Genomic DNA, 18,146 nt, shown 5'->3' with positions numbered 1-18,146 from the left:
CTTAATATGCACGCAGAGTTTTAAACACCGAGGCCAGCTTGCTGGCATCTTTAATACCCGGTTGTGACTCTACGCCTGAATTGAAATCGAGGCCTGCGCAGCCCGTTTTGGCGGCTTCCACGCAGTTATCCGGGCTTAATCCACCCGCCAGCAGGACGTTGTCCAGCTTTTCGCCATTTAGCAGTGACCAGTCGAAACGCTGCCCCGTGCCGCCCTGGCCGTTGTCGAGCACGTATTTATCAACATGCTTCAGGTTACGCGCGGGCAGGGTGGCGCCCACGCTTTGCGCTTTCCAGATCTGAATCTTAGGCGCCAAAACATGTCGCAGCGCATCGATGTACGCCCGATCTTCATCGCCGTGCAGCTGGACCGCGCTCAGGGATAACGCGTCCGCTTTTGCCGCAACGTCGTTAATATCCGCATTGCGGAACACGCCCACGTAGCTCAGAGGCGCAGCCGCCATCACCTTGCGCGCCTGTTCCTCATTAACGGCGCGAGGAGAGGACTCAACAAAGATCAGACCACCATAGATCGCGCCCGCTTCATATGCGGCCTGCGCATCCTGTTCACTGGTCAGGCCGCAGACTTTGTTCTCACCCAACAGCACGCGGCGCACGGCCGCGTTAAGATCGTCGTGTTCCATCATCGCGGAGCCGATCAGGAAACCGTTGGCAAAATGGCTGAGTTCGCGCACCTGAGCGTAGCTGTTAATCCCGGATTCGCTGATCACCGTGACGCCCGCGCCCAGGCGCGGCGCCAGCTGGCGCGTACGGTTGAGGTCAATCGACAGATCGCGCAGGTCGCGGTTGTTAATACCGACCACTTTGGCTTCCAGCGCGATGGCGCGCTCCAGCTCCTCTTCGTTGCTCACCTCGGTCAGCACGCCCATGTTCAGGCTGTGCGCCACGGCAGACAGCTGGCGATACTGTTCGTCGTCGAGTACAGAGAGCATCAGCAGGCAGGCATCGGCCTGATAAAAGCGCGCCAGCCAGATCTGATACGGGTCAATAATAAAGTCTTTGCACAGAATCGGCTGCGGCGCGATGCCGCTGACCACGGGCAGAAAATCGAAGCTGCCCTGGAAATATTTCTCATCCGTCAGCACAGAAATGACAGACGCATGATGCTTATAAATACCGGCAATACGCGCCGGGTCGAAATCGTCGCGGATCACGCCTTTGGACGGAGACGCTTTTTTACACTCCATAATAAACGCGGTACGCGCGCCCTGGAGGGCATCATAAAAACGACGGCTGCTCGGAACGACGTCATTCTGGAAACTGGCAAGCGGCTGCTGTTGCTTGCGGGCTTCCACCCAGATGGCCTTATCGGCGACGATTTTCGCTAAAACGGTCTGCATTATTTACCCTCTTGCCGCAAGTGCGGTAACGCGATCGTAAGCTGCACCGGAGCGCAGTACATCCAGAACTTTTTGGGCGTTAGCCTTCAGGTCTTCCTCACCGTGCAAACGCATCAGCATGGCGACGTTGGCTGCCACGGCGGCCTCATGCGCGGCCTCACCTTTACCTTGTAGTAAGCGCGTGAGAATGTCACGGTTTTCTTCCGGGGTGCCGCCCGCCAGGGCGTCCTGATGGTATGGCGTTAAACCGAAATCAGACGCCTCTAGCTGATAGCTAAGTACTTCACCGTTGTTCAGCTCGGCCACAAGCGTCGGCGCGTGAAGAGAAACCTCATCCATACCGCCGCTGTGTACCACGGCGGCACGTTGGTAACCGAGGACGCGCAGCGTCTCGGCAATCGGCAGGACCAGCTCCGGGCTGTAAACGCCAATCAGCGCCAGCGGCGGGTGCGCCGGGTTAATGAGTGGACCGAGCACGTTAAACAGCGTGCGGGTTTTAAGCTGCTGGCGAACCGGCATCGCGTGGCGGAAACCGGTGTGATACTTCGGTGCAAACAGGAAGCAGACGCCCAGGTCGTCCAGCGCTTCGCGGGAACGCTCGGCGTTCATGTCCAGGTTAATACCGAAAGCCGCCAGCAGGTCGGAGGATCCGGAACGGCTGGACACGCTGCGGTTGCCGTGTTTAGCCACCTTCATCCCGCATGCTGCCGCCACAAAGGCGCTGGCAGTCGAAATATTAATACTGTTGCTGCCGTCACCGCCGGTTCCCACGATATCGGCAAACGGATAGTCCGGGCGCGGGAACGGGGCGGCATTTTCCAGCAGGGCCGTGGCGGCACCGGCGATCTCCTGCGGGCTTTCGCCGCGCACCTTCATGCTGACCAGCGCCGCGGCCAGCTGTTCAGGCTTAAGCTCGCCTCGCACAACGGCGGAGAACAGCTGGTGGCTCTCCTGCTGGCTCAGGGTCTGCGCCTGATACAGTTTTTCCAGAATGGGTTGCAGGGTATTGGTCTGCTCCAGTTTTTGCAGCGCCCAGTCGAGCGTTTGCTCCAGCAGGCGCGCGCCGTTGGAGGTCAAAATAGATTCCGGGTGGAACTGCATCCCGCAGACGCGGTCCGCATCGTGACGCACCGCCATTACCATCCCTTCAAACGAGGCGTTAATGGTCAGCCCGGCCGGAATGTTGCTGCCGACCAGCGAGTGGTAACGGGCTACCGGAAGCGGGTTCGGCAGCCCGGCAAACATTGCCTGACCGTCATGTTCAATGCTGGACGCTTTTCCGTGCAGGATTTCGCCCGCCTGGCCCACGTAACCGCCGTAGGCTTCGACAATCGCCTGGTGGCCGAGGCAGATGCCGATAATCGGCAGCTTACCGCGCATGCGTGTCAGCAGTTCTGGCATACAGCCCGCTTCGCTCGGTGCGCCCGGACCCGGGGAGAGCATCAGCACCGGGTTTTGCATGGTTGCCAGACGGTCAATCAGGGTCTGGGCCGGAACGTGGTTGCGATAGATAACGACGTTATGGCCATTCGCACGCAGCTGATCTGCCAGGTTATAGGTAAAGGAGTCGATATTATCGAGCAGCAGAATGTCAGCCATCAGAAAATCTCCTGTGCATGGTGTGCGGTAGCAATGGCACGCAGTACCGCGCGCGCTTTACTGCGGGTTTCGTCAGCTTCCGACTGCGGAACAGAATCAAGCACAATTCCGGCTCCGGCCTGGACGGTAGCAATGCCGTCCTCAACGTAGGCGGAGCGGATCACGATGCACGTATCGAGGTCACCGTGAGCGGTGAAATAGCCCACGGCACCACCGTAGCTGCCGCGACGGCGTCCTTCCGCTTCGGCGATCAGCTGCATGGCGCGCACTTTCGGCGCGCCGCTGAGGGTGCCCATGTTCATGCAGGCGCGGTAGGCGTGCAGAACGTCGAGGTCGTGGCGCAGTTCACCCACCACGCGGGAGACCAGGTGCATGACGAAGGAGTAGCGGTCGACTTTGGTCAGGTCCGCCACGTAGCGGCTGCCTGGTGTGCAAATGCGTGCCAGATCGTTACGCGCCAGGTCAACCAGCATCAGGTGTTCGGAGAGCTCTTTATGGTCGGTACGCATTTCCAGTTCGATGCGGCTGTCGAGATCGCGGTCCAGGGAGCCATCGGCACGACGGCCGCGTGGACGGGTTCCCGCTATCGGGTAGATCTCAATCTGGCGGCTGGTGGCGTCGTACTTGAGGGAGCTTTCCGGCGACGCGCCAAACAGGGTGAAATCATTGTCCTGCATAAAGAACATGTACGGGCTTGGGTTACTCTTTTTCAGCACATCGTAAGCCGCCAGCGGCGACGGGCAGGGCAGTGAGAAGCGACGGGACGGCACTACCTGGAAAATCTCCCCGGCACGAATCGCTTTCTGCATCTGACGCACCACCGCGCCGTACTGGTCGTCGGTCTGACTCACCTCGCAGGTCATCTTTTCAACACGCTGCACCGGGAGCGCGGGCGGTGCTTCCGACATCTGCTGTTGCAGTTGGGCGATGCGCTGCGCGAGGCGATTTTTCTCAGACACAGACGGCGTGAACAGGCTGGCCTGGATGCGGGTGTATTTTTTCTGATGGTCGATCACCAGCAGGGTCTCGGCCAGATAGAAGCAGTAATCCGGGCAGCGGTTACCCTGCTCGGTTTCCGGCAAATCTTCAAAGCCAGCGACCAGGTCATATGCAAACAGCCCGCCGAAGAACATCGCTTCACGCTCATCTTCTGGCACGGTGACCAGATTTTGCAGCAGGCGGAAGGCGTCGAAAACGGACAGCGAGCAGAGGCGGGCATCCTCATCCAGCAGCTGGCTCACCGGCGGAAAATGCAGAATACGCAGGTCCGGGTGGCGTTCATTTTCAATGCCTGAAGGCAGCGCCGCATCCAGCAGCGGCAGCAGTGACGCGCCATTGTCAGACAACGCCTTGATAGTGACGGTGTCACCTAACGCCGTAATGCGCAGCGCGCTGTCAACCAGCAGCAGGCTTTTGAGATCGTCCTTACTGTCGATATCAGCAGACTCCAGCAGCAGCGTCGCGGGACGTGCGCCGCAGACCTGATGAAACAGCGCGGTGGGGTTATGGCGATAGGCCGCCTCGCAGGTCAGCAGTTCGAGGTGGGGTTTGGCTGTTTGCATGTTGTTGTTCTCATATTCTGTTCAAAAAAAAGCCCGCTTGGGAGCGGGCCGGGTATCTGTTTGCTTTTCGCAGACGCGTGACACTGCCCGAAGATCAGGAAGTACGCCACCAACCGTGCAGAGCGAAATGTGCTGTCATTTTCAGATACCTTTCTCGTGTGAACTTGCGTACTAGTTAACTAGTTCGATGGCGTGTTGTCAACCCCTGATTTCAGTATTTCACGGTTAGTCGGTATCATAGGGGCTTCGGATGTCTCCAACCTGTTATGGGAAGTGCTTTGAGCGATACCACCTACGCCGTAATTTATGATTTACACAGCCATACGCAGGCTTCAGATGGCCTGCTGACACCCGAAGCCCTGGTCCATCGCGCCGTTGAAATGCGTGTCGGCACGCTGGCAATAACCGATCACGACACAACCGACGGCATTCCCGCCGCGCGCGCCGAGATTGCCCGCAGCGGACTGGCGTTAAATCTCATACCCGGGGTTGAGATCTCGACGGTCTGGGAAAATCACGAAATTCACATCGTTGGCCTGAACATCGATACAGAACATCCGGCCATGCGTGCTTTTTTGCAAGAACAAAAAGCACGCCGCAATCAACGCGCGGAGATGATAGGTGAACGTCTTGAGAAGGCGCATATTCCCGGGGCGCTGGAAGGCGCGCGAAAGCTGGCGAACGGTGGGGCGGTGACGCGCGGCCATTTCGCCCGTTTTCTGGTGGACGCCGGTAAGGCGACGACCATGGCGAATGTCTTTAAAAAGTATCTGGCGCGCGGGAAAACCGGATACGTTCCCCCACAGTGGTGTACAATAAAACAAGCTATTGATGTGATTCATCATTCTGGCGGTAAGGCCGTGTTGGCCCATCCGGGGCGGTATAATCTTTCTGCTAAATGGCTGAAAAGACTGCTGGCACACTTTGCCGAATGCGGCGGTGAGGCGATAGAAGTTGCCCAGTGTCAGCAGGCACCCAATGAGCGATCGCAGCTTGCGACCTACGCCCGTCAGTTTGGCCTGCTTGGGTCACAGGGTTCAGATTTCCATCAGCCCTGCGCGTGGATAGAACTGGGGCGCAAGCTCTGGTTACCCGCCGGCGTTGAGCCTGTCTGGCAGCTCTGGGAACAGCCACAGCAAATTGAAGAGAGGGAAGTATGAGTCAGTTTTTCTATATCCATCCGGATAACCCCCAGCCACGTCTGATTAATCAGGCCGTGGAAATCGTCCGCAAAGGCGGCGTTATTGTCTACCCAACCGATTCTGGCTACGCGCTGGGCTGTAAAATCGAGGACAAAGGGGCGATGGAGCGCATCTGTCGCATCCGCCAGCTGCCGGACGGCCACAACTTCACCCTGATGTGTCGCGATCTCTCTGAGCTGTCGACCTATGCTTATGTTGATAACGTGGCCTTCCGCCTGATTAAGAACAACACGCCGGGTAACTACACTTTCATTCTGAAAGGAACAAAAGAGGTGCCGCGTCGTCTGTTGCAGGAAAAACGTAAAACCATCGGCATGCGCGTACCGTCGAACCCGATTGCCCAGGCGCTGCTGGAAACCCTCGGCGAACCGATGCTTTCCACATCGCTGATGCTGCCGGGCAGTGAGTTTACCGAGTCTGACCCGGAAGAGATCAAAGATCGTCTGGAGAAAGTGGTGGAGCTGATTATTCACGGCGGCTATCTCGGCCAGCAGCCGACCACCGTGGTGGATCTCACCGAAGACGCACCAGAAGTGATTCGTGAAGGCGTGGGCGATGTTAAGCCTTTCTTGTAAGGGTGTAAGCAGATATACTACGCGGCCATCAAAGCAGGGCGCCGCCCTGTTTTTGACCTGATTCGACGCCTGTGAAGGCGACACCTGAGGAAGCTCAATGAGCGAGAAGTTACAGAAAGTGCTGGCGCGTGCCGGCCACGGTTCGCGCCGTGAAATCGAAGCCATTATTGAAGCAGGCCGCGTGAGTGTGGACGGTAAAATCGCCACGCTCGGTGACCGCGTTGAAATCGTACCGGGGCTGAAGATCCGCATTGACGGCCATCTTATCTCCGTGAAAGAGTCTGCTGAACAGATCTGCCGCGTACTGGCTTACTACAAGCCGGAAGGCGAACTGTGTACCCGCAACGATCCGGAAGGCCGCCCGACGGTGTTTGACCGTCTGCCAAAACTGCGTGGCGCCCGCTGGATTGCAGTAGGGCGTCTGGACGTGAATACCTGTGGCCTGCTGCTGTTCACCACCGATGGTGAACTGGCAAACCGTCTGATGCACCCTAGTCGTGAAGTGGAACGTGAATACGCCGTTCGTGTTTTCGGCCAGGTTGATGAGAACAAACTGCGCGACCTGTCGCGTGGCGTTCAGCTGGAGGACGGCCCAGCGGCGTTCAAAACCATCAAGTTTACCGGTGGTGAAGGCATTAACCAGTGGTACAACGTAACCCTGACAGAGGGACGTAACCGCGAGGTGCGTCGCCTGTGGGAAGCGGTCGGTGTCCAGGTGAGTCGCTTGATTCGCGTCCGCTATGGCGACATTCTGCTGCCGAAAGGTCTGCCACGTGGCGGCTATACCGAACTGGATCTGACGCAAACCAACTACCTGCGCGATCTGGTCGGCCTGACGCCAGAAACCACGTCGAAAGTGGCGGTAGAGAAAGATCGTCGTCGCATGAAGGCGAATCAAATCCGCCGTGCGGTGAAGCGTCACAGCCAGGTTAGCAGCAATCGCCGCTCTGGCAGCCGTAATAACAACGGTTAATCGAAAAGCCCGGTGAATATACCGGGCTTTTTTTCTTCAGTAATCAATCCCCATTTGCGCTTTGATACCCGCATCGAACGCATGCTTAACCGGACGCAGCTCGCTTACGGTATCGGCCAGCGCCAGTATATCCCGATGACACCCGCGTCCCGTGACGATAACCGTCTGATGCGCTGGGCGATTTTTCAGGGCAGCCAGCACTGCCTCCAGCGGCAGATAGTCGTAGGCGACCATATAGGTTATCTCATCCAGCAACACCATGTTCAGCGACGGGTCTGAAAGCATTCTTTTGGCATGCTCCCAGACGGCGAGGCAGGCTGCGGTATCGGTTTCCCGGTTCTGGGTATCCCAGGTAAAACCGGTCGCCATTACCTGAAACTCAACGCCATGCGGCTCGAGCAGATTACGCTCGCCGTTGGGCCATTCACCCTTGATAAACTGGATCACGCCCACTTTCTGACCATGCCCGACTGCGCGGGCGGCGGTACCAAATGCGGCGGTGGTTTTGCCTTTACCGTTACCGGTGAACACGATGAGGATCCCTCGCTCGTCCTGAGCGGCCGCCACGCGTGCATCCACCTGTTCTTTCAGACGCTGCTGGCGCTGCTGATGACGATCTTCACTCATTGCGATATCCCCGGTTTGCGGCCCGGCTGGGCATCGAAGGTCATTCCGGTTTTGCGACGGCTGTCGTCACCCATCAGCCACAGGTAAAGGGGCATGATATCTGCCGGAGTTTTAAGCTTCTGCGGATCTTCTGTCGGGAAGGCGCTGGCGCGCATTTTGGTGCGCGTACCGCCCGGGTTAATACAGTTAACCCGCAGGTGGCGGCTTTGGTACTCTTCGGCCAGTACCTGCATCATTCCTTCAGTGGCAAATTTTGAGACGGCGTAAGCCCCCCAGTTCGCACGCCCCTGACGCCCCACGCTGGAGGAGGTAAATACCAGCGAGCCGGAATCGGAGTTGAGTAATAAAGGAAGCAAGGCCTGGGTCAGGAAAAACGTGCCGTTGACGTTAACCTGCATCACCTGCTGCCAAATCTCCGGATCCTGTTCATCCATCGGGCGCACTTCGCCCAGTAACCCCGCGTTGTGCAGTACGCCGTCCAGACGCGGATAATGCGTGCTGATACGCTGGGCAAGGGCCTGACATGACGCGGGCGTACAGGTCAGCAGATCGAGCGTATACCAGGGCGTGGGGGTACCGCCGGCGTTTTCGATTTCACGGGCGACGGCCTTGAGCTTTTCTTCATTACGACCCAGCAGAATAAGGCTCGCACCGTATTCAGAATAGGTCAGCGCCGCTTCGCGACCAATCCCGTCGCTGGCACCGGTAACCAGTATGATGCGGTTCTGTAGAAGGTTTTTTTGTGGCTGATAATGCACGGTGGCTCCTCAGGCGCATTGGGCGTGACCTGCACCTTTATTTATGACTTTTCGGCTTTATGCCCGAAACAGCGTCAGAATTCAATCAGTCTACAGGACAGAACGCTGGGAAATTAACAATTTGCAAAGATTTAAACCACATTCAGGGGATTCCTGAAGCCGCCTCGCAGAGGTAATGTCCAGAGCGAGACGCCTGCGCAGGGCTGTTGTACACTGGCGTGAAAGAGTCGTGGTTAAATCAAGGTGGAACGCGTGGAATTACTTTCTCAGTATGGGTTGTTTTTGGCCAAAATCGCGACGGTGGTTATTGCTATCGCGGTGATTGCCGTTCTTATTGTCAACCTGACGCAGCGTAAGCGTCAGCGTGGTGAATTACGCATTACCCGCCTGAGCGAGCAGTATAAAGAGATGCAGGAGGAGATGTCTCTGGCGCTGCTTGACGATCATCAACAGAAGCTATGGCTAAAAGCCCAGAAGAAAAAACACAAGCAGGACGCCAAGGCCGCGAAGGCGAAAGCTAAGCTCGCCATGCCACAGGCTGATGCAAAACCGCGCGTCTATGTGCTCGATTTTAAAGGAAGCATGGATGCGCATGAGGTTTCCTCTCTGCGCGAAGAAGTAACGGCGGTGCTCGCCGTGGCGACGGCCCAGGATCAGGTGGTAGTACGCCTTGAGAGCCCGGGCGGCGTAGTGCATGGATATGGACTGGCGGCTTCGCAGTTACAACGTCTGCGGGACAAACAGATCCCGCTCACCGTGGCGGTAGATAAGGTCGCGGCGAGTGGTGGCTATATGATGGCGTGCGTGGCGGACAAAATCGTCGCGGCACCGTTCTCCATTATCGGCTCGATTGGGGTGGTCGCGCAGATCCCTAACTTCAATCGTTTCCTGAAAAATAAAGAGATCGACATCGAACTGCATACGGCGGGTCAGTACAAACGTACGCTGACGCTGCTCGGCGAAAATACCGAAGAGGGACGACAGAAGTTCCGGGAAGATCTGAACGAAACTCACCATCTGTTTAAAGATTTCGTGCACCGCATGCGCCCCACGCTGGACGTTGAACAGGTGGCGACGGGCGAACACTGGTACGGCACGCAGGCGCAGGAGAAAGGGCTGGTGGATGAAGTGGGTACCAGCGACGACCTGCTGATCAACCTGATGGAAGGCCGTGAGCTGGTGGGGGTGCGCTTCACCCGACGTAAGCGCCTCATGGACCGTTTTACCAACAGTGCGGCAGAAAGCGCGGATCGCCTTCTGCTACGCTGGTTGCAACGTGGACAAAAGCCGCTGCTGTAAAGAAAAACGCGAGGCAGATGCCTCGCGTTTTTCTTTTAATCGACCAGGTGGTACTTCTCTGAGAGTGTATGCGCCAGGTATTTAAACATGTTAAACACGGCGGTGCTTTTCGGGGTAGGTAGCCCTTGCTCATCAAGGAAGTATTCACCGCTGAACACCAGCACGCCATTACGTTGTTCCACGCCAGTCGCTTCAATCCCCGCCAGGGTGTCTTCATGGTCGCGAATGAGTTTGTTTGCTTCGATAAGCAGTGAAGCTCGGTCAATGGGTTGGGTCGTATTATGCATATTCCACTCCTTAAACAGTGACAATAGTCTACGCCTGGGGGGCTTCGGGGGCAAATTTTCCCTGTTATCCGAGGGGATAAGGAACAGGGGCTGGCTGGCGGGATTTGCTTTTGCATGCTAATAAAGTTGCGTAACGAATTTTATCAGGTACAGTGTGCGCTTTCGTCATTCTGGCAACAGAATTGCTTGACATTCGACCGGGAATTCGTCACGAATGAACTTTGATGTGAGAAAAATACCCGAAAACTCAATGACCTGGATGTCGCCATTCTGACGTTCGGTAACACATAGGGGTTGATATCCCCTGACGGCGTCGCAATATCAATGGCTCGTCGTCAGCGGAAGGGAAATCAACGTGCGGCGTATTCCTGGAAGAATTAAATTAGGTAAAGGTGAATATGGGTAAAGCTCTCGTCATCGTTGAGTCCCCGGCAAAAGCCAAAACGATCAATAAATATCTGGGCAATGACTACGTGGTTAAGTCCAGCGTTGGTCACATTCGCGATTTGCCGACCAGTGGCTCAGCCAGCAAAAAGAGCGCAGACTCTACCTCCACCAAAGGGGCTAAAAAGCCTAAAAAGGATGAACGTAGCGCGCTTGTCAACCGCATGGGTGTTAACCCATGGCACAACTGGGATGCACATTACGAGGTGCTGCCAGGCAAAGAAAAAGTCGTTAACGAGCTGAAACAGCTTGCTGAAAAAGCAGACCACATTTATCTCGCAACCGACCTTGACCGCGAAGGGGAGGCCATCGCCTGGCACCTGCGGGAAGTGATCGGGGGTGATGAAAAACGCTACAGCCGTGTAGTGTTCAACGAAATTACAAAGAATGCGATTCGTCAGGCGTTTGAAAAGCCGGGTGAACTGAATATCGACCGCGTTAATGCGCAACAGGCGCGTCGCTTTATGGACCGCGTTGTAGGCTACATGGTCTCGCCGTTGCTGTGGAAAAAGGTTGCTCGCGGCCTGTCTGCGGGGCGTGTACAGTCTGTTGCTGTTCGTCTTGTTGTAGAACGTGAACGCGAGATCAAAGCGTTCGTCCCGGAAGAGTTCTGGGAAGTGGATGCGAATGTCACCACGCCGGGCGGCGATGCGCTGCCGTTGCAGGTGAGCCACCACAACGACAAACCCTTCCGTCCTGAAAATCGCGATCAGACCATGGCCGCCGTGGCGCTGCTGGAAAAAGCACGCTATCAGGTTCTGGATCGTGAAGACAAACCGACCAGCAGCAAGCCTGGCGCACCGTTTATCACGTCAACGCTCCAGCAGGCGGCAAGTACCCGTCTGGGTTACGGTGTGAAGAAAACCATGATGATGGCACAGCGCTTGTATGAAGCGGGTTACATCACCTACATGCGTACTGACTCCACTAACCTGAGCCAGGACGCGGTCAATATGGTGCGCGGCTATATCGAGGACAACTTCGGTAAGAAATACCTGCCGGACGGTCCTAATCAGTACGCCAGCAAAGAGAATTCTCAGGAAGCGCACGAAGCGATTCGTCCTTCTGACGTTTCCGTTCTGGCTGAATCTCTGAAAGATATGGAAGCGGACGCCCAGAAGCTCTATCAGCTGATCTGGCGCCAGTTCGTAGCCTGCCAGATGACGCCAGCGAAATACGACTCCACCACGCTGACCGTCGGCGCGGGTGATTTCCGCCTGAAAGCGCGCGGTCGTATTCTGCGCTTCGACGGCTGGACAAAAGTGATGCCTGCGCTACGTAAAGGGGATGAGGACAGAACGCTGCCTTCAGTCAACAAAGGTGACGAGCTATCGCTGGTCGATCTGGTCCCGGCTCAGCACTTCACCAAGCCACCTGCGCGCTTCAGCGAAGCATCGCTGGTGAAAGAGCTGGAAAAACGCGGCATTGGTCGCCCGTCCACCTATGCGTCAATCATTTCGACTATTCAGGATCGTGGATACGTTCGCGTTGAGAACCGTCGTTTCTATGCTGAAAAAATGGGTGAGATTGTCACCGACCGTCTGGAAGCGAACTTCCGCGAGTTGATGAATTATGACTTCACCGCGCAGATGGAAGACAGTCTCGATGAGGTTGCCAGCCATAAGGCGGAGTGGAAGAAAGTTCTCGACAGCTTCTTCAGCGATTTTACCAATCAGCTTGAGAAAGCCGAGAAAGATCCTGAAGAGGGCGGCATGCTGCCTAACCAGATGGTGCTGACCAGCATCGACTGCCCAACCTGTGGCCGTAAAATGGGGATCCGTACCGCGACCACGGGCGTGTTCCTCGGTTGCTCAGGTTATGCACTGTCGCCGAAAGAGCGTTGCAAAACCACCATCAACCTCGTGCCGGAGAACGAAGTTCTCAACGTGCTGGAAGGCGACGATGCGGAGACCAACGCACTGCGTGCAAAACGCCGCTGTAAGAAATGCGGCACGGCGATGGACAGCTACCTGATCGATCCAAAACGCAAACTGCACGTTTGCGGTAATAACCCGACCTGCGATGGTTATGAGATCGAAGAAGGTGAGTTCCGCATTAAGGGCTATGACGGTCCGATCGTTGAATGTGAGAAGTGTGGTTCCGAAATGCACCTGAAAATGGGACGCTTCGGTAAGTACATGGCATGCACCAACGACGACTGTAAAAACACGCGTAAGATCCTGCGTAACGGTGAAGTTGCGCCGCCGAAGGAAGATCCGGTCCCGCTTCCTGAGCTGCCGTGCGAGAAGTCAGACGCGTATTTCGTGCTGCGTGACGGCGCTGCCGGGGTATTCCTTGCGGCCAATACCTTCCCGAAATCGCGCGAAACCCGCGCGCCGCTGGTAGAAGAGCTGTACCGCTTCCGCGACCGTCTGCCGGAGAAACTGCGTTACCTGGCCGATGCGCCACAGCAGGATCCGGAAGGCAATAAAACCGTGGTGCGCTTCAGCCGTAAAACGAAGCAGCAGTACGTGGCGGCTGAAAAAGAAGGTAAAGCGACCGGCTGGTCAGCCTTTTTTATTGAGGGTAAATGGGTTGAAGGTAAAAAATAACCTTCATTTATCGTAATTTACCTCTGAAAGGGTCGGATTTCCGGCCCTTTTTTATTACGTTGTTATTATTTTTTGTTCCGCACTATACAGCCTGGCTATAAATGATATAGTGGTTATAGTTAACCCGTTTCTTATTATGAAATCGTCTTAAGCGATTGACGCATGCGCTAAATCGGATGGTCTGGCATGAAATTACAGCAGCTTCGCTATATTGTTGAGGTCGTCAATCATAACCTCAATGTCTCTTCCACCGCAGAAGGCCTTTATACTTCTCAGCCTGGCATCAGTAAGCAGGTGCGTATGCTGGAGGATGAATTAGGTATTCAGATATTTGCCCGAAGCGGTAAACATCTGACTCAGGTCACGCCGGCAGGACAGGAAATTATTCGCATCGCACGGGAAGTGCTCTCCAAAGTCGACGCCATTAAATCCGTCGCCGGGGAACATACCTGGCCGGATAAAGGCTCTCTGTATATTGCCACCACACACACTCAGGCGCGTTATGCTCTTCCCGGAGTAATCAAAGGTTTCATCGAACGTTATCCCCGCGTTTCCCTACATATGCACCAGGGTTCGCCGACGCAAATCGCAGAGGCCGTCTCTAAAGGTAATGCAGACTTTGCCATCGCGACCGAAGCCCTTCATCTTTACGATGATCTGGTCATGCTGCCATGCTACCACTGGAATCGCTCCATTGTCGTGACCCCTGACCACCCGCTTGCGGGGAAGGGTGAAGTGACAATTGAAGAGCTGGCGCAATATCCGCTGGTTACCTATACCTTCGGCTTTACGGGTCGATCTGAGCTTGATACTGCATTTAACCGCGCCGGATTAACGCCACGGATTGTCTTCACAGCGACAGATGCAGACGTCATAAAAACGTACGTGCGACTGGGCCTGGGCGTAGGGGTTATTGCCAGCATGGCGGTGGATCCTGTATCAGACCCGGATCTTGTGCGTCTGGATGCGCACGATATTTTCAGCCACAGCACCACCAAGATAGGTTTTCGTCGCAGCACATTCCTGCGCAGCTATATGTATGATTTTATTCAACGCTTTGCGCCTCATTTGACGCGTGACGTGGTGGATACTGCCGTGGCGTTACGCTCTAATGAAGATATAGAAGAGATGTTTAAAGACATTAAACTTCCCGCCAAATAACCACACCCGGTATCTTTCGCGTGCGGAAAGATACCGTCATTCCCCTTCAAACCTTAATTAGAATTATCATCATTTGTGCACACTGTCATATATCGTCATAACCCATTTAATGACTATGGTTTTACTGTCGCAAATTTGCGACAAAAGTAGAAACTAATTTACAGGTGTGCAAATTATTCCTTTCAATTATTTATTTCTGGTCAAAAGATTGAATTTTCCCAGGCTCAGTTACGTAAATTCACTGGCTTTTCGGCTAAAGTTTCTTTAGGATTTATCTCATCAGATGATTACTTGTGCCAATTGTTTGGTCTCTAAATGATAAGCGATGTCGATTGTATGAGGTTAGCAATGCCGTCAGGAAGTGAAGAACCGCAAAGGGATCCCGCGCTTAAGCGTAAAGCCTGGCTCGCGGTATTTCTCGGCTCTGCCCTGTTCTGGGTGGTGGTTGCTCTTCTTGTCTGGAATTACTGGGGTTGATTATGGTCATGACGGTGCGTACAGAAGCGGGAAAAGAGATGTGTCAGCTTCGTGACAATGCTCACAAAGCCCGTAAGGCGCCAGCAACCAGCGTGCCAGCGTCCTGGAAACTGACGCCGCAGCAGCAGGCCTTTATTGATGTGTTCGCGGAAGACGAACCCAAAAAACAATAATTTTGATTTTTGCGTAATGATGCAAATAGTCTGAATAAAGACTATGCACTTTTGTACTCTTTAATAAATACACATCAGCAATATAGAACGAGGGCAGACCTCGCAACCTTAAATAATTAAAGTCTGGTGTCCCTATGATGAATAACATGACAACCGTAAAATACTGGTCGTGGCTCGGCGTATTCTCAGCGTCGATCCTCTTCTGGTGTCAGCTCCTCTGGCTGGCCTTTCACTAAATCGTAAAACCTCGCCACGGCGGGGTTTTTTGTTTTATCCCTCGCGTTGGACCATTCCTAAATTTATCAATTTGGGTTGTTATCAAAACGTTACGACATCTTTGTGTTATCTTTAATTACAGCCCTGATGATTGTCAGGACATCCCTGTTTTTAAGGAGGAGCTTATGTCGTTAACCCTACGCGAAGCCAGTAAGGACACATTACAGGCGGAAAATAAAACCTGGCGCTACTACAGCTTACCGCTGGCTGCCAGAACGCTTGGGGACATTTCGCGGTTACCCAAGTCATTGAAAGTCTTACTGGAAAATCTCTTGCGCTGGCAGGATGGCGACTCGGTTACCGAGGAGGATATCCAGGCTCTGGCAGGGTGGCTGAAGAATGCTCATGCAGACAGAGAAATTGCCTATCGTCCGGCCAGGGTGTTGATGCAGGATTTTACCGGCGTGCCGGCGGTGGTGGATTTGGCTGCCATGCGTGAAGCCGTTAAGCGTCTCGGGGGCGATACCGCTAAGGTTAACCCTCTGTCTCCGGTAGACCTCGTCATCGACCACTCCGTCACCGTCGACCACTTCGGCGATGACGATGCCTTCGGTGAAAACGTCCGTCTGGAGATGGAACGTAACCATGAACGCTACGTATTCCTGAAATGGGGTCAGCAGGCGTTCAGCCGCTTCAGCGTGGTTCCACCGGGAACCGGCATTTGTCACCAGGTCAACCTGGAATATCTCGGCAAAGCCGTCTGGAGTGAATTGCAGGATAAGGAGTGGGTGGCTTACCCCGATACGCTGGTGGGCACTGATTCACACACGACTATGATTAACGGCCTTGGCGTACTGGGCTGGGGCGTTGGCGGTATCGAAGCGGAAGCGGCCATGCTCGGCCAGCCGGTATCAATGCTGATTCCGGATGTGGTGGGCTTTAAGCTGACCGGTAAGCTATCCGAAGGCATTACCGCCACGGATCTGGTTCTGACGGTCACCCAAATGCTGCGTAAGCATGGCGTGGTAGGTAAATTCGTTGAATTTTATGGCGATGGCCTGGATTCGCTGCCGCTGGCGGACCGCGCCACCATTGCCAATATGGCGCCGGAATACGGTGCGACCTGCGGCTTTTTCCCGATTGATAGCGTTACGCTGGAGTACATGCGCCTCAGTGGTCGCAGCGAGGAGCAGGTGGCACTCGTTGAGGCCTACACTAAAGCGCAGGGCATGTGGCGTAACCCGGGTGACGAGCCGGTATTTACCAGTACGCTGGAACTGGATATGGGCACCGTTGAGGCAAGCCTCGCAGGGCCAAAACGTCCGCAGGACCGCGTCGCCCTGAGCAACGTTCCGAAAGCCTTTGCCGCCAGCAATGAGCTGGAGGTTAACGCCGCACAAAAAGACCACCGTCCAGTGGACTACGTTCTGAACGGGCATCAGTATCAGCTCCCTGACGGCGCCGTGGTGATCGCCGCAATCACCTCCTGTACCAACACGTCCAACCCGAGCGTGTTAATGGCTGCCGGGCTGCTGGCGAAAAAAGCGGTAGAGCTGGGGCTCAAGCCACAGCCGTGGGTTAAAGCCTCCCTGGCACCGGGTTCGAAAGTGGTTTCCGATTATTTAGCGCAGGCCAGACTCACGCCTTATCTCGACGAGCTGGGCTTTAACCTGGTGGGCTACGGCTGTACAACCTGTATCGGTAACTCTGGTCCACTGCCTGAGCCTATTGAAGTGGCGATCAAGCAGGGTGATTTGACCGTTGGCGCGGTACTCTCCGGTAACCGAAACTTTGAAGGGCGTATTCATCCACTGGTGAAAACCAACTGGCTGGCCTCGCCGCCGCTCGTTGTAGCCTATGCTCTGGCTGGAAACATGAACATCAACCTGGCGACCGATCCGATTGGTCACGATCGCAAAAATGAACCCGTTTATCTTAAAGACATCTGGCCATCATCGCGTGAAATTGCGCGCGCGGTAGAGAAAGTTTCCACCGAGATGTTCCGCAAAGAGTATGCGGAAGTGTTCGAAGGTACAGCGGAATGGAAAGCGATCGACGTGGTGGGTTCCGATACCTATGACTGGCAGGCTGACTCTACGTATATTCGCCTGTCTCCATTTTTCGATGAGATGCTGGCGGAGCCCGCACCGCTGAAAGATATTCACGGCGCGCGTATCCTGGCGATGCTGGGGGATTCCGTCACTACCGACCATATCTCCCCGGCGGGGAGTATCAAGGCGGACAGCCCGGCTGGTCGGTATCTGCAAAGCCGTGGCGTTGAACGTCGCGATTTCAACTCCTACGGTTCGCGCCGTGGTAACCACGAAGTGATGATGCGCGGGACCTTTGCCAACATCCGCATTCGGAATGAAATGGTGCCGGGCGTTGAAGGAGGCATGACGCGCCACCTGCCGGATACGGAGGTCATTTCGATTTATGATGCCGCCGTGAAGTATCAGCAGGAGGGGACGCCGTTGGCGGTCATTGCCGGTAAGGAATACGGTTCCGGCTCCAGCCGCGACTGGGCGGCGAAAGGCCCGCGTCTGCTTGGGGTCCGCGTGGTCATTGCCGAATCCTTTGAACGTATCCACCGTTCAAACCTGATCGGAATGGGGATCCTGCCGCTGGAGTTCCCGCAGGGCGTGACGCGTAAAACGCTTGGACTGACCGGAGAAGAGCAGATTGATATCAGCGGCCTGCAAAATCTGCAACCGGGTAAAACGGTGCCAGTGAAGTTAACGCGAGCAGATGGTACAACAGAAATGCTGGAATGTCGGTGCCGGATAGATACGGCCACAGAGCTGACCTATTACCAGAACGACGGCATTTTGCATTATGTGATTCGTAAGATGCTGGACTGATAAAAGTCGCCCGGCACATG

17 protein-coding genes and 1 other annotated feature are annotated in these 18,146 nt (G+C 55.2%); of the genes, 10 read left to right on the top strand and 7 right to left on the bottom strand.

What is annotated here, in order from left to right; genetic code table 11:
• Position 1: 1 nt before the first annotated feature.
• The 4 genes from trpCF to trpL all read right to left on the bottom strand — a co-directional run bounded on the left by trpCF (position 2) and on the right by trpL (position 4,660).
• Positions 2-1,360 carry a bifunctional indole-3-glycerol-phosphate synthase TrpC/phosphoribosylanthranilate isomerase TrpF gene (gene trpCF / locus G6Q29_RS01800; RefSeq protein ID WP_165464311.1) on the bottom strand — a complete coding sequence of 453 codons (1,359 nt, stop codon included), beginning with the start codon at positions 1,358-1,360 and terminating at the stop codon, positions 2-4.
• Positions 1,361-1,363: 3 nt separating this feature from the next.
• On the bottom strand, positions 1,364-2,959 hold the full coding sequence (gene trpD, locus G6Q29_RS01795) for a bifunctional anthranilate synthase glutamate amidotransferase component TrpG/anthranilate phosphoribosyltransferase TrpD (RefSeq protein ID WP_165464310.1): 1,596 nt from the start codon (positions 2,957-2,959) through the stop codon (positions 1,364-1,366).
• Positions 2,959-4,521, bottom strand: coding sequence for an anthranilate synthase component 1 (locus G6Q29_RS01790; protein ID WP_165464309.1), 1,563 nt, complete (start codon positions 4,519-4,521; stop codon positions 2,959-2,961). The genes trpD and G6Q29_RS01790 overlap by 1 nt, the downstream gene beginning before the upstream one ends.
• A gap of 23 nt (positions 4,522-4,544) precedes the next feature.
• Positions 4,545-4,639, bottom strand: a sequence feature (Trp leader region).
• Positions 4,616-4,660 (bottom strand): trp operon leader peptide, encoded by a 45-nt coding sequence (trpL, locus tag G6Q29_RS01785; RefSeq protein WP_071524153.1) that lies wholly within the window; start codon positions 4,658-4,660, stop codon positions 4,616-4,618. (Overlaps the previous feature by 24 nt.)
• 127 nt (positions 4,661-4,787) lie before the next feature.
• Between trpL and rnm the strand changes: the two genes are divergently transcribed.
• From rnm to rluB, 3 genes are all read left to right on the top strand, one after another.
• A complete protein-coding gene (rnm, locus tag G6Q29_RS01780; protein WP_165464308.1) occupies positions 4,788-5,681 on the top strand; it encodes an RNase RNM in 894 nt (297 codons plus the stop codon).
• Positions 5,678-6,298, top strand: a complete 621-nt coding sequence (locus G6Q29_RS01775; RefSeq protein ID WP_003856793.1) for an L-threonylcarbamoyladenylate synthase — start codon at positions 5,678-5,680, stop codon at positions 6,296-6,298. Before rnm ends, G6Q29_RS01775 begins: the two co-directional genes overlap by 4 nt.
• 97 nt (positions 6,299-6,395) lie before the next feature.
• Positions 6,396-7,271 carry a 23S rRNA pseudouridine(2605) synthase RluB gene (gene rluB, locus G6Q29_RS01770; protein ID WP_003856794.1) on the top strand — a complete coding sequence of 292 codons (876 nt, stop codon included), beginning with the start codon at positions 6,396-6,398 and terminating at the stop codon, positions 7,269-7,271.
• Between the two features lie 36 nt (positions 7,272-7,307).
• Here rluB and cobO read toward each other — a convergent pair whose 3' ends face one another.
• Together cobO and G6Q29_RS01760 are read right to left on the bottom strand one after the other, a co-directional pair.
• Complete coding sequence (gene cobO, locus G6Q29_RS01765) at positions 7,308-7,898, bottom strand: cob(I)yrinic acid a,c-diamide adenosyltransferase (protein ID WP_165464307.1); 591 nt, start codon at positions 7,896-7,898, stop codon at positions 7,308-7,310.
• Positions 7,895-8,656, bottom strand: coding sequence for a YciK family oxidoreductase (locus G6Q29_RS01760; protein ID WP_017384219.1), 762 nt, complete (start codon positions 8,654-8,656; stop codon positions 7,895-7,897). Before G6Q29_RS01760 ends, cobO begins: the two co-directional genes overlap by 4 nt.
• A 252-nt stretch (positions 8,657-8,908) precedes the next feature.
• On the opposite strand from G6Q29_RS01760, the gene sohB reads away from it, so the two are divergent.
• A complete protein-coding gene (gene sohB / locus G6Q29_RS01755; protein WP_165464306.1) occupies positions 8,909-9,955 on the top strand; it encodes a protease SohB in 1,047 nt (348 codons plus the stop codon).
• A 35-nt stretch (positions 9,956-9,990) separates the two neighbouring features.
• Here sohB and G6Q29_RS01750 read toward each other — a convergent pair whose 3' ends face one another.
• The gene (locus tag G6Q29_RS01750) at positions 9,991-10,242 is read right to left on the bottom strand and encodes a YciN family protein (RefSeq protein WP_165464305.1); all 252 of its coding nucleotides are present in this window, start codon (positions 10,240-10,242) and stop codon (positions 9,991-9,993) included.
• A gap of 398 nt (positions 10,243-10,640) precedes the next feature.
• Between G6Q29_RS01750 and topA the strand changes: the two genes are divergently transcribed.
• From topA to acnA, 6 genes are all read left to right on the top strand, one after another.
• Positions 10,641-13,238 carry a type I DNA topoisomerase gene (topA, locus tag G6Q29_RS01745; protein WP_165464304.1) on the top strand — a complete coding sequence of 866 codons (2,598 nt, stop codon included), beginning with the start codon at positions 10,641-10,643 and terminating at the stop codon, positions 13,236-13,238.
• A 186-nt stretch (positions 13,239-13,424) separates the two neighbouring features.
• Complete coding sequence (gene cysB, locus G6Q29_RS01740) at positions 13,425-14,399, top strand: HTH-type transcriptional regulator CysB (protein WP_006810844.1); 975 nt, start codon at positions 13,425-13,427, stop codon at positions 14,397-14,399.
• 336 nt (positions 14,400-14,735) lie between these two features.
• The gene (locus G6Q29_RS01735; RefSeq protein ID WP_213083754.1) at positions 14,736-14,876 is read left to right on the top strand and encodes a YmiA family putative membrane protein; all 141 of its coding nucleotides are present in this window, start codon (positions 14,736-14,738) and stop codon (positions 14,874-14,876) included.
• Between the two features lie 8 nt (positions 14,877-14,884).
• Positions 14,885-15,049: a hypothetical protein gene (locus G6Q29_RS01730; protein ID WP_165464025.1), complete on the top strand. Its 165-nt coding sequence runs from the start codon at positions 14,885-14,887 to the stop codon at positions 15,047-15,049.
• A gap of 137 nt (positions 15,050-15,186) precedes the next feature.
• The gene (gene ymiC, locus G6Q29_RS21630) at positions 15,187-15,285 is read left to right on the top strand and encodes a small membrane protein YmiC (RefSeq protein ID WP_062938843.1); all 99 of its coding nucleotides are present in this window, start codon (positions 15,187-15,189) and stop codon (positions 15,283-15,285) included.
• 165 nt (positions 15,286-15,450) lie between these two features.
• Positions 15,451-18,126 (top strand): aconitate hydratase AcnA, encoded by a 2,676-nt coding sequence (gene acnA / locus G6Q29_RS01725; protein WP_165464303.1) that lies wholly within the window; start codon positions 15,451-15,453, stop codon positions 18,124-18,126.
• The last annotated feature ends 20 nt before the right edge of the window (positions 18,127-18,146 follow it).

The organism is Enterobacter cloacae (assembly GCF_011078175.1).
Lineage (GTDB): Bacteria > Pseudomonadota > Gammaproteobacteria > Enterobacterales > Enterobacteriaceae > Enterobacter > Enterobacter cloacae_Q.
This window is presented reverse-complemented; position numbering and strand designations above follow the sequence as displayed.

Excerpts from the sequence above, each read along its gene's own strand:
- trpD (WP_165464310.1), bottom strand. The coding sequence starts at position 2,959 with ATGGCTGACATTCTGCTGCTCGATAATATCGACTCCTTTACCTATAAC.
- G6Q29_RS01750 (WP_165464305.1), bottom strand. The coding sequence starts at position 10,242 with ATGCATAATACGACCCAACCCATTGACCGAGCTTCACTGCTTATCGAA.
- ymiC (WP_062938843.1), top strand. The coding sequence starts at position 15,187 with ATGAATAACATGACAACCGTAAAATACTGGTCGTGGCTCGGCGTATTC.
- G6Q29_RS01775 (WP_003856793.1), top strand. The coding sequence starts at position 5,678 with ATGAGTCAGTTTTTCTATATCCATCCGGATAACCCCCAGCCACGTCTG.
- G6Q29_RS01790 (WP_165464309.1), bottom strand. The coding sequence starts at position 4,521 with ATGCAAACAGCCAAACCCCACCTCGAACTGCTGACCTGCGAGGCGGCC.
- rluB (WP_003856794.1), top strand. The coding sequence starts at position 6,396 with ATGAGCGAGAAGTTACAGAAAGTGCTGGCGCGTGCCGGCCACGGTTCG.
- topA (WP_165464304.1), top strand. The coding sequence starts at position 10,641 with ATGGGTAAAGCTCTCGTCATCGTTGAGTCCCCGGCAAAAGCCAAAACG.
- cysB (WP_006810844.1), top strand. The coding sequence starts at position 13,425 with ATGAAATTACAGCAGCTTCGCTATATTGTTGAGGTCGTCAATCATAAC.
- acnA (WP_165464303.1), top strand. The coding sequence starts at position 15,451 with ATGTCGTTAACCCTACGCGAAGCCAGTAAGGACACATTACAGGCGGAA.
- cobO (WP_165464307.1), bottom strand. The coding sequence starts at position 7,898 with ATGAGTGAAGATCGTCATCAGCAGCGCCAGCAGCGTCTGAAAGAACAG.
- rnm (WP_165464308.1), top strand. The coding sequence starts at position 4,788 with ATGGGAAGTGCTTTGAGCGATACCACCTACGCCGTAATTTATGATTTA.
- G6Q29_RS01730 (WP_165464025.1), top strand. The coding sequence starts at position 14,885 with ATGACGGTGCGTACAGAAGCGGGAAAAGAGATGTGTCAGCTTCGTGAC.
- trpCF (WP_165464311.1), bottom strand. The coding sequence starts at position 1,360 with ATGCAGACCGTTTTAGCGAAAATCGTCGCCGATAAGGCCATCTGGGTG.
- G6Q29_RS01735 (WP_213083754.1), top strand. The coding sequence starts at position 14,736 with ATGAGGTTAGCAATGCCGTCAGGAAGTGAAGAACCGCAAAGGGATCCC.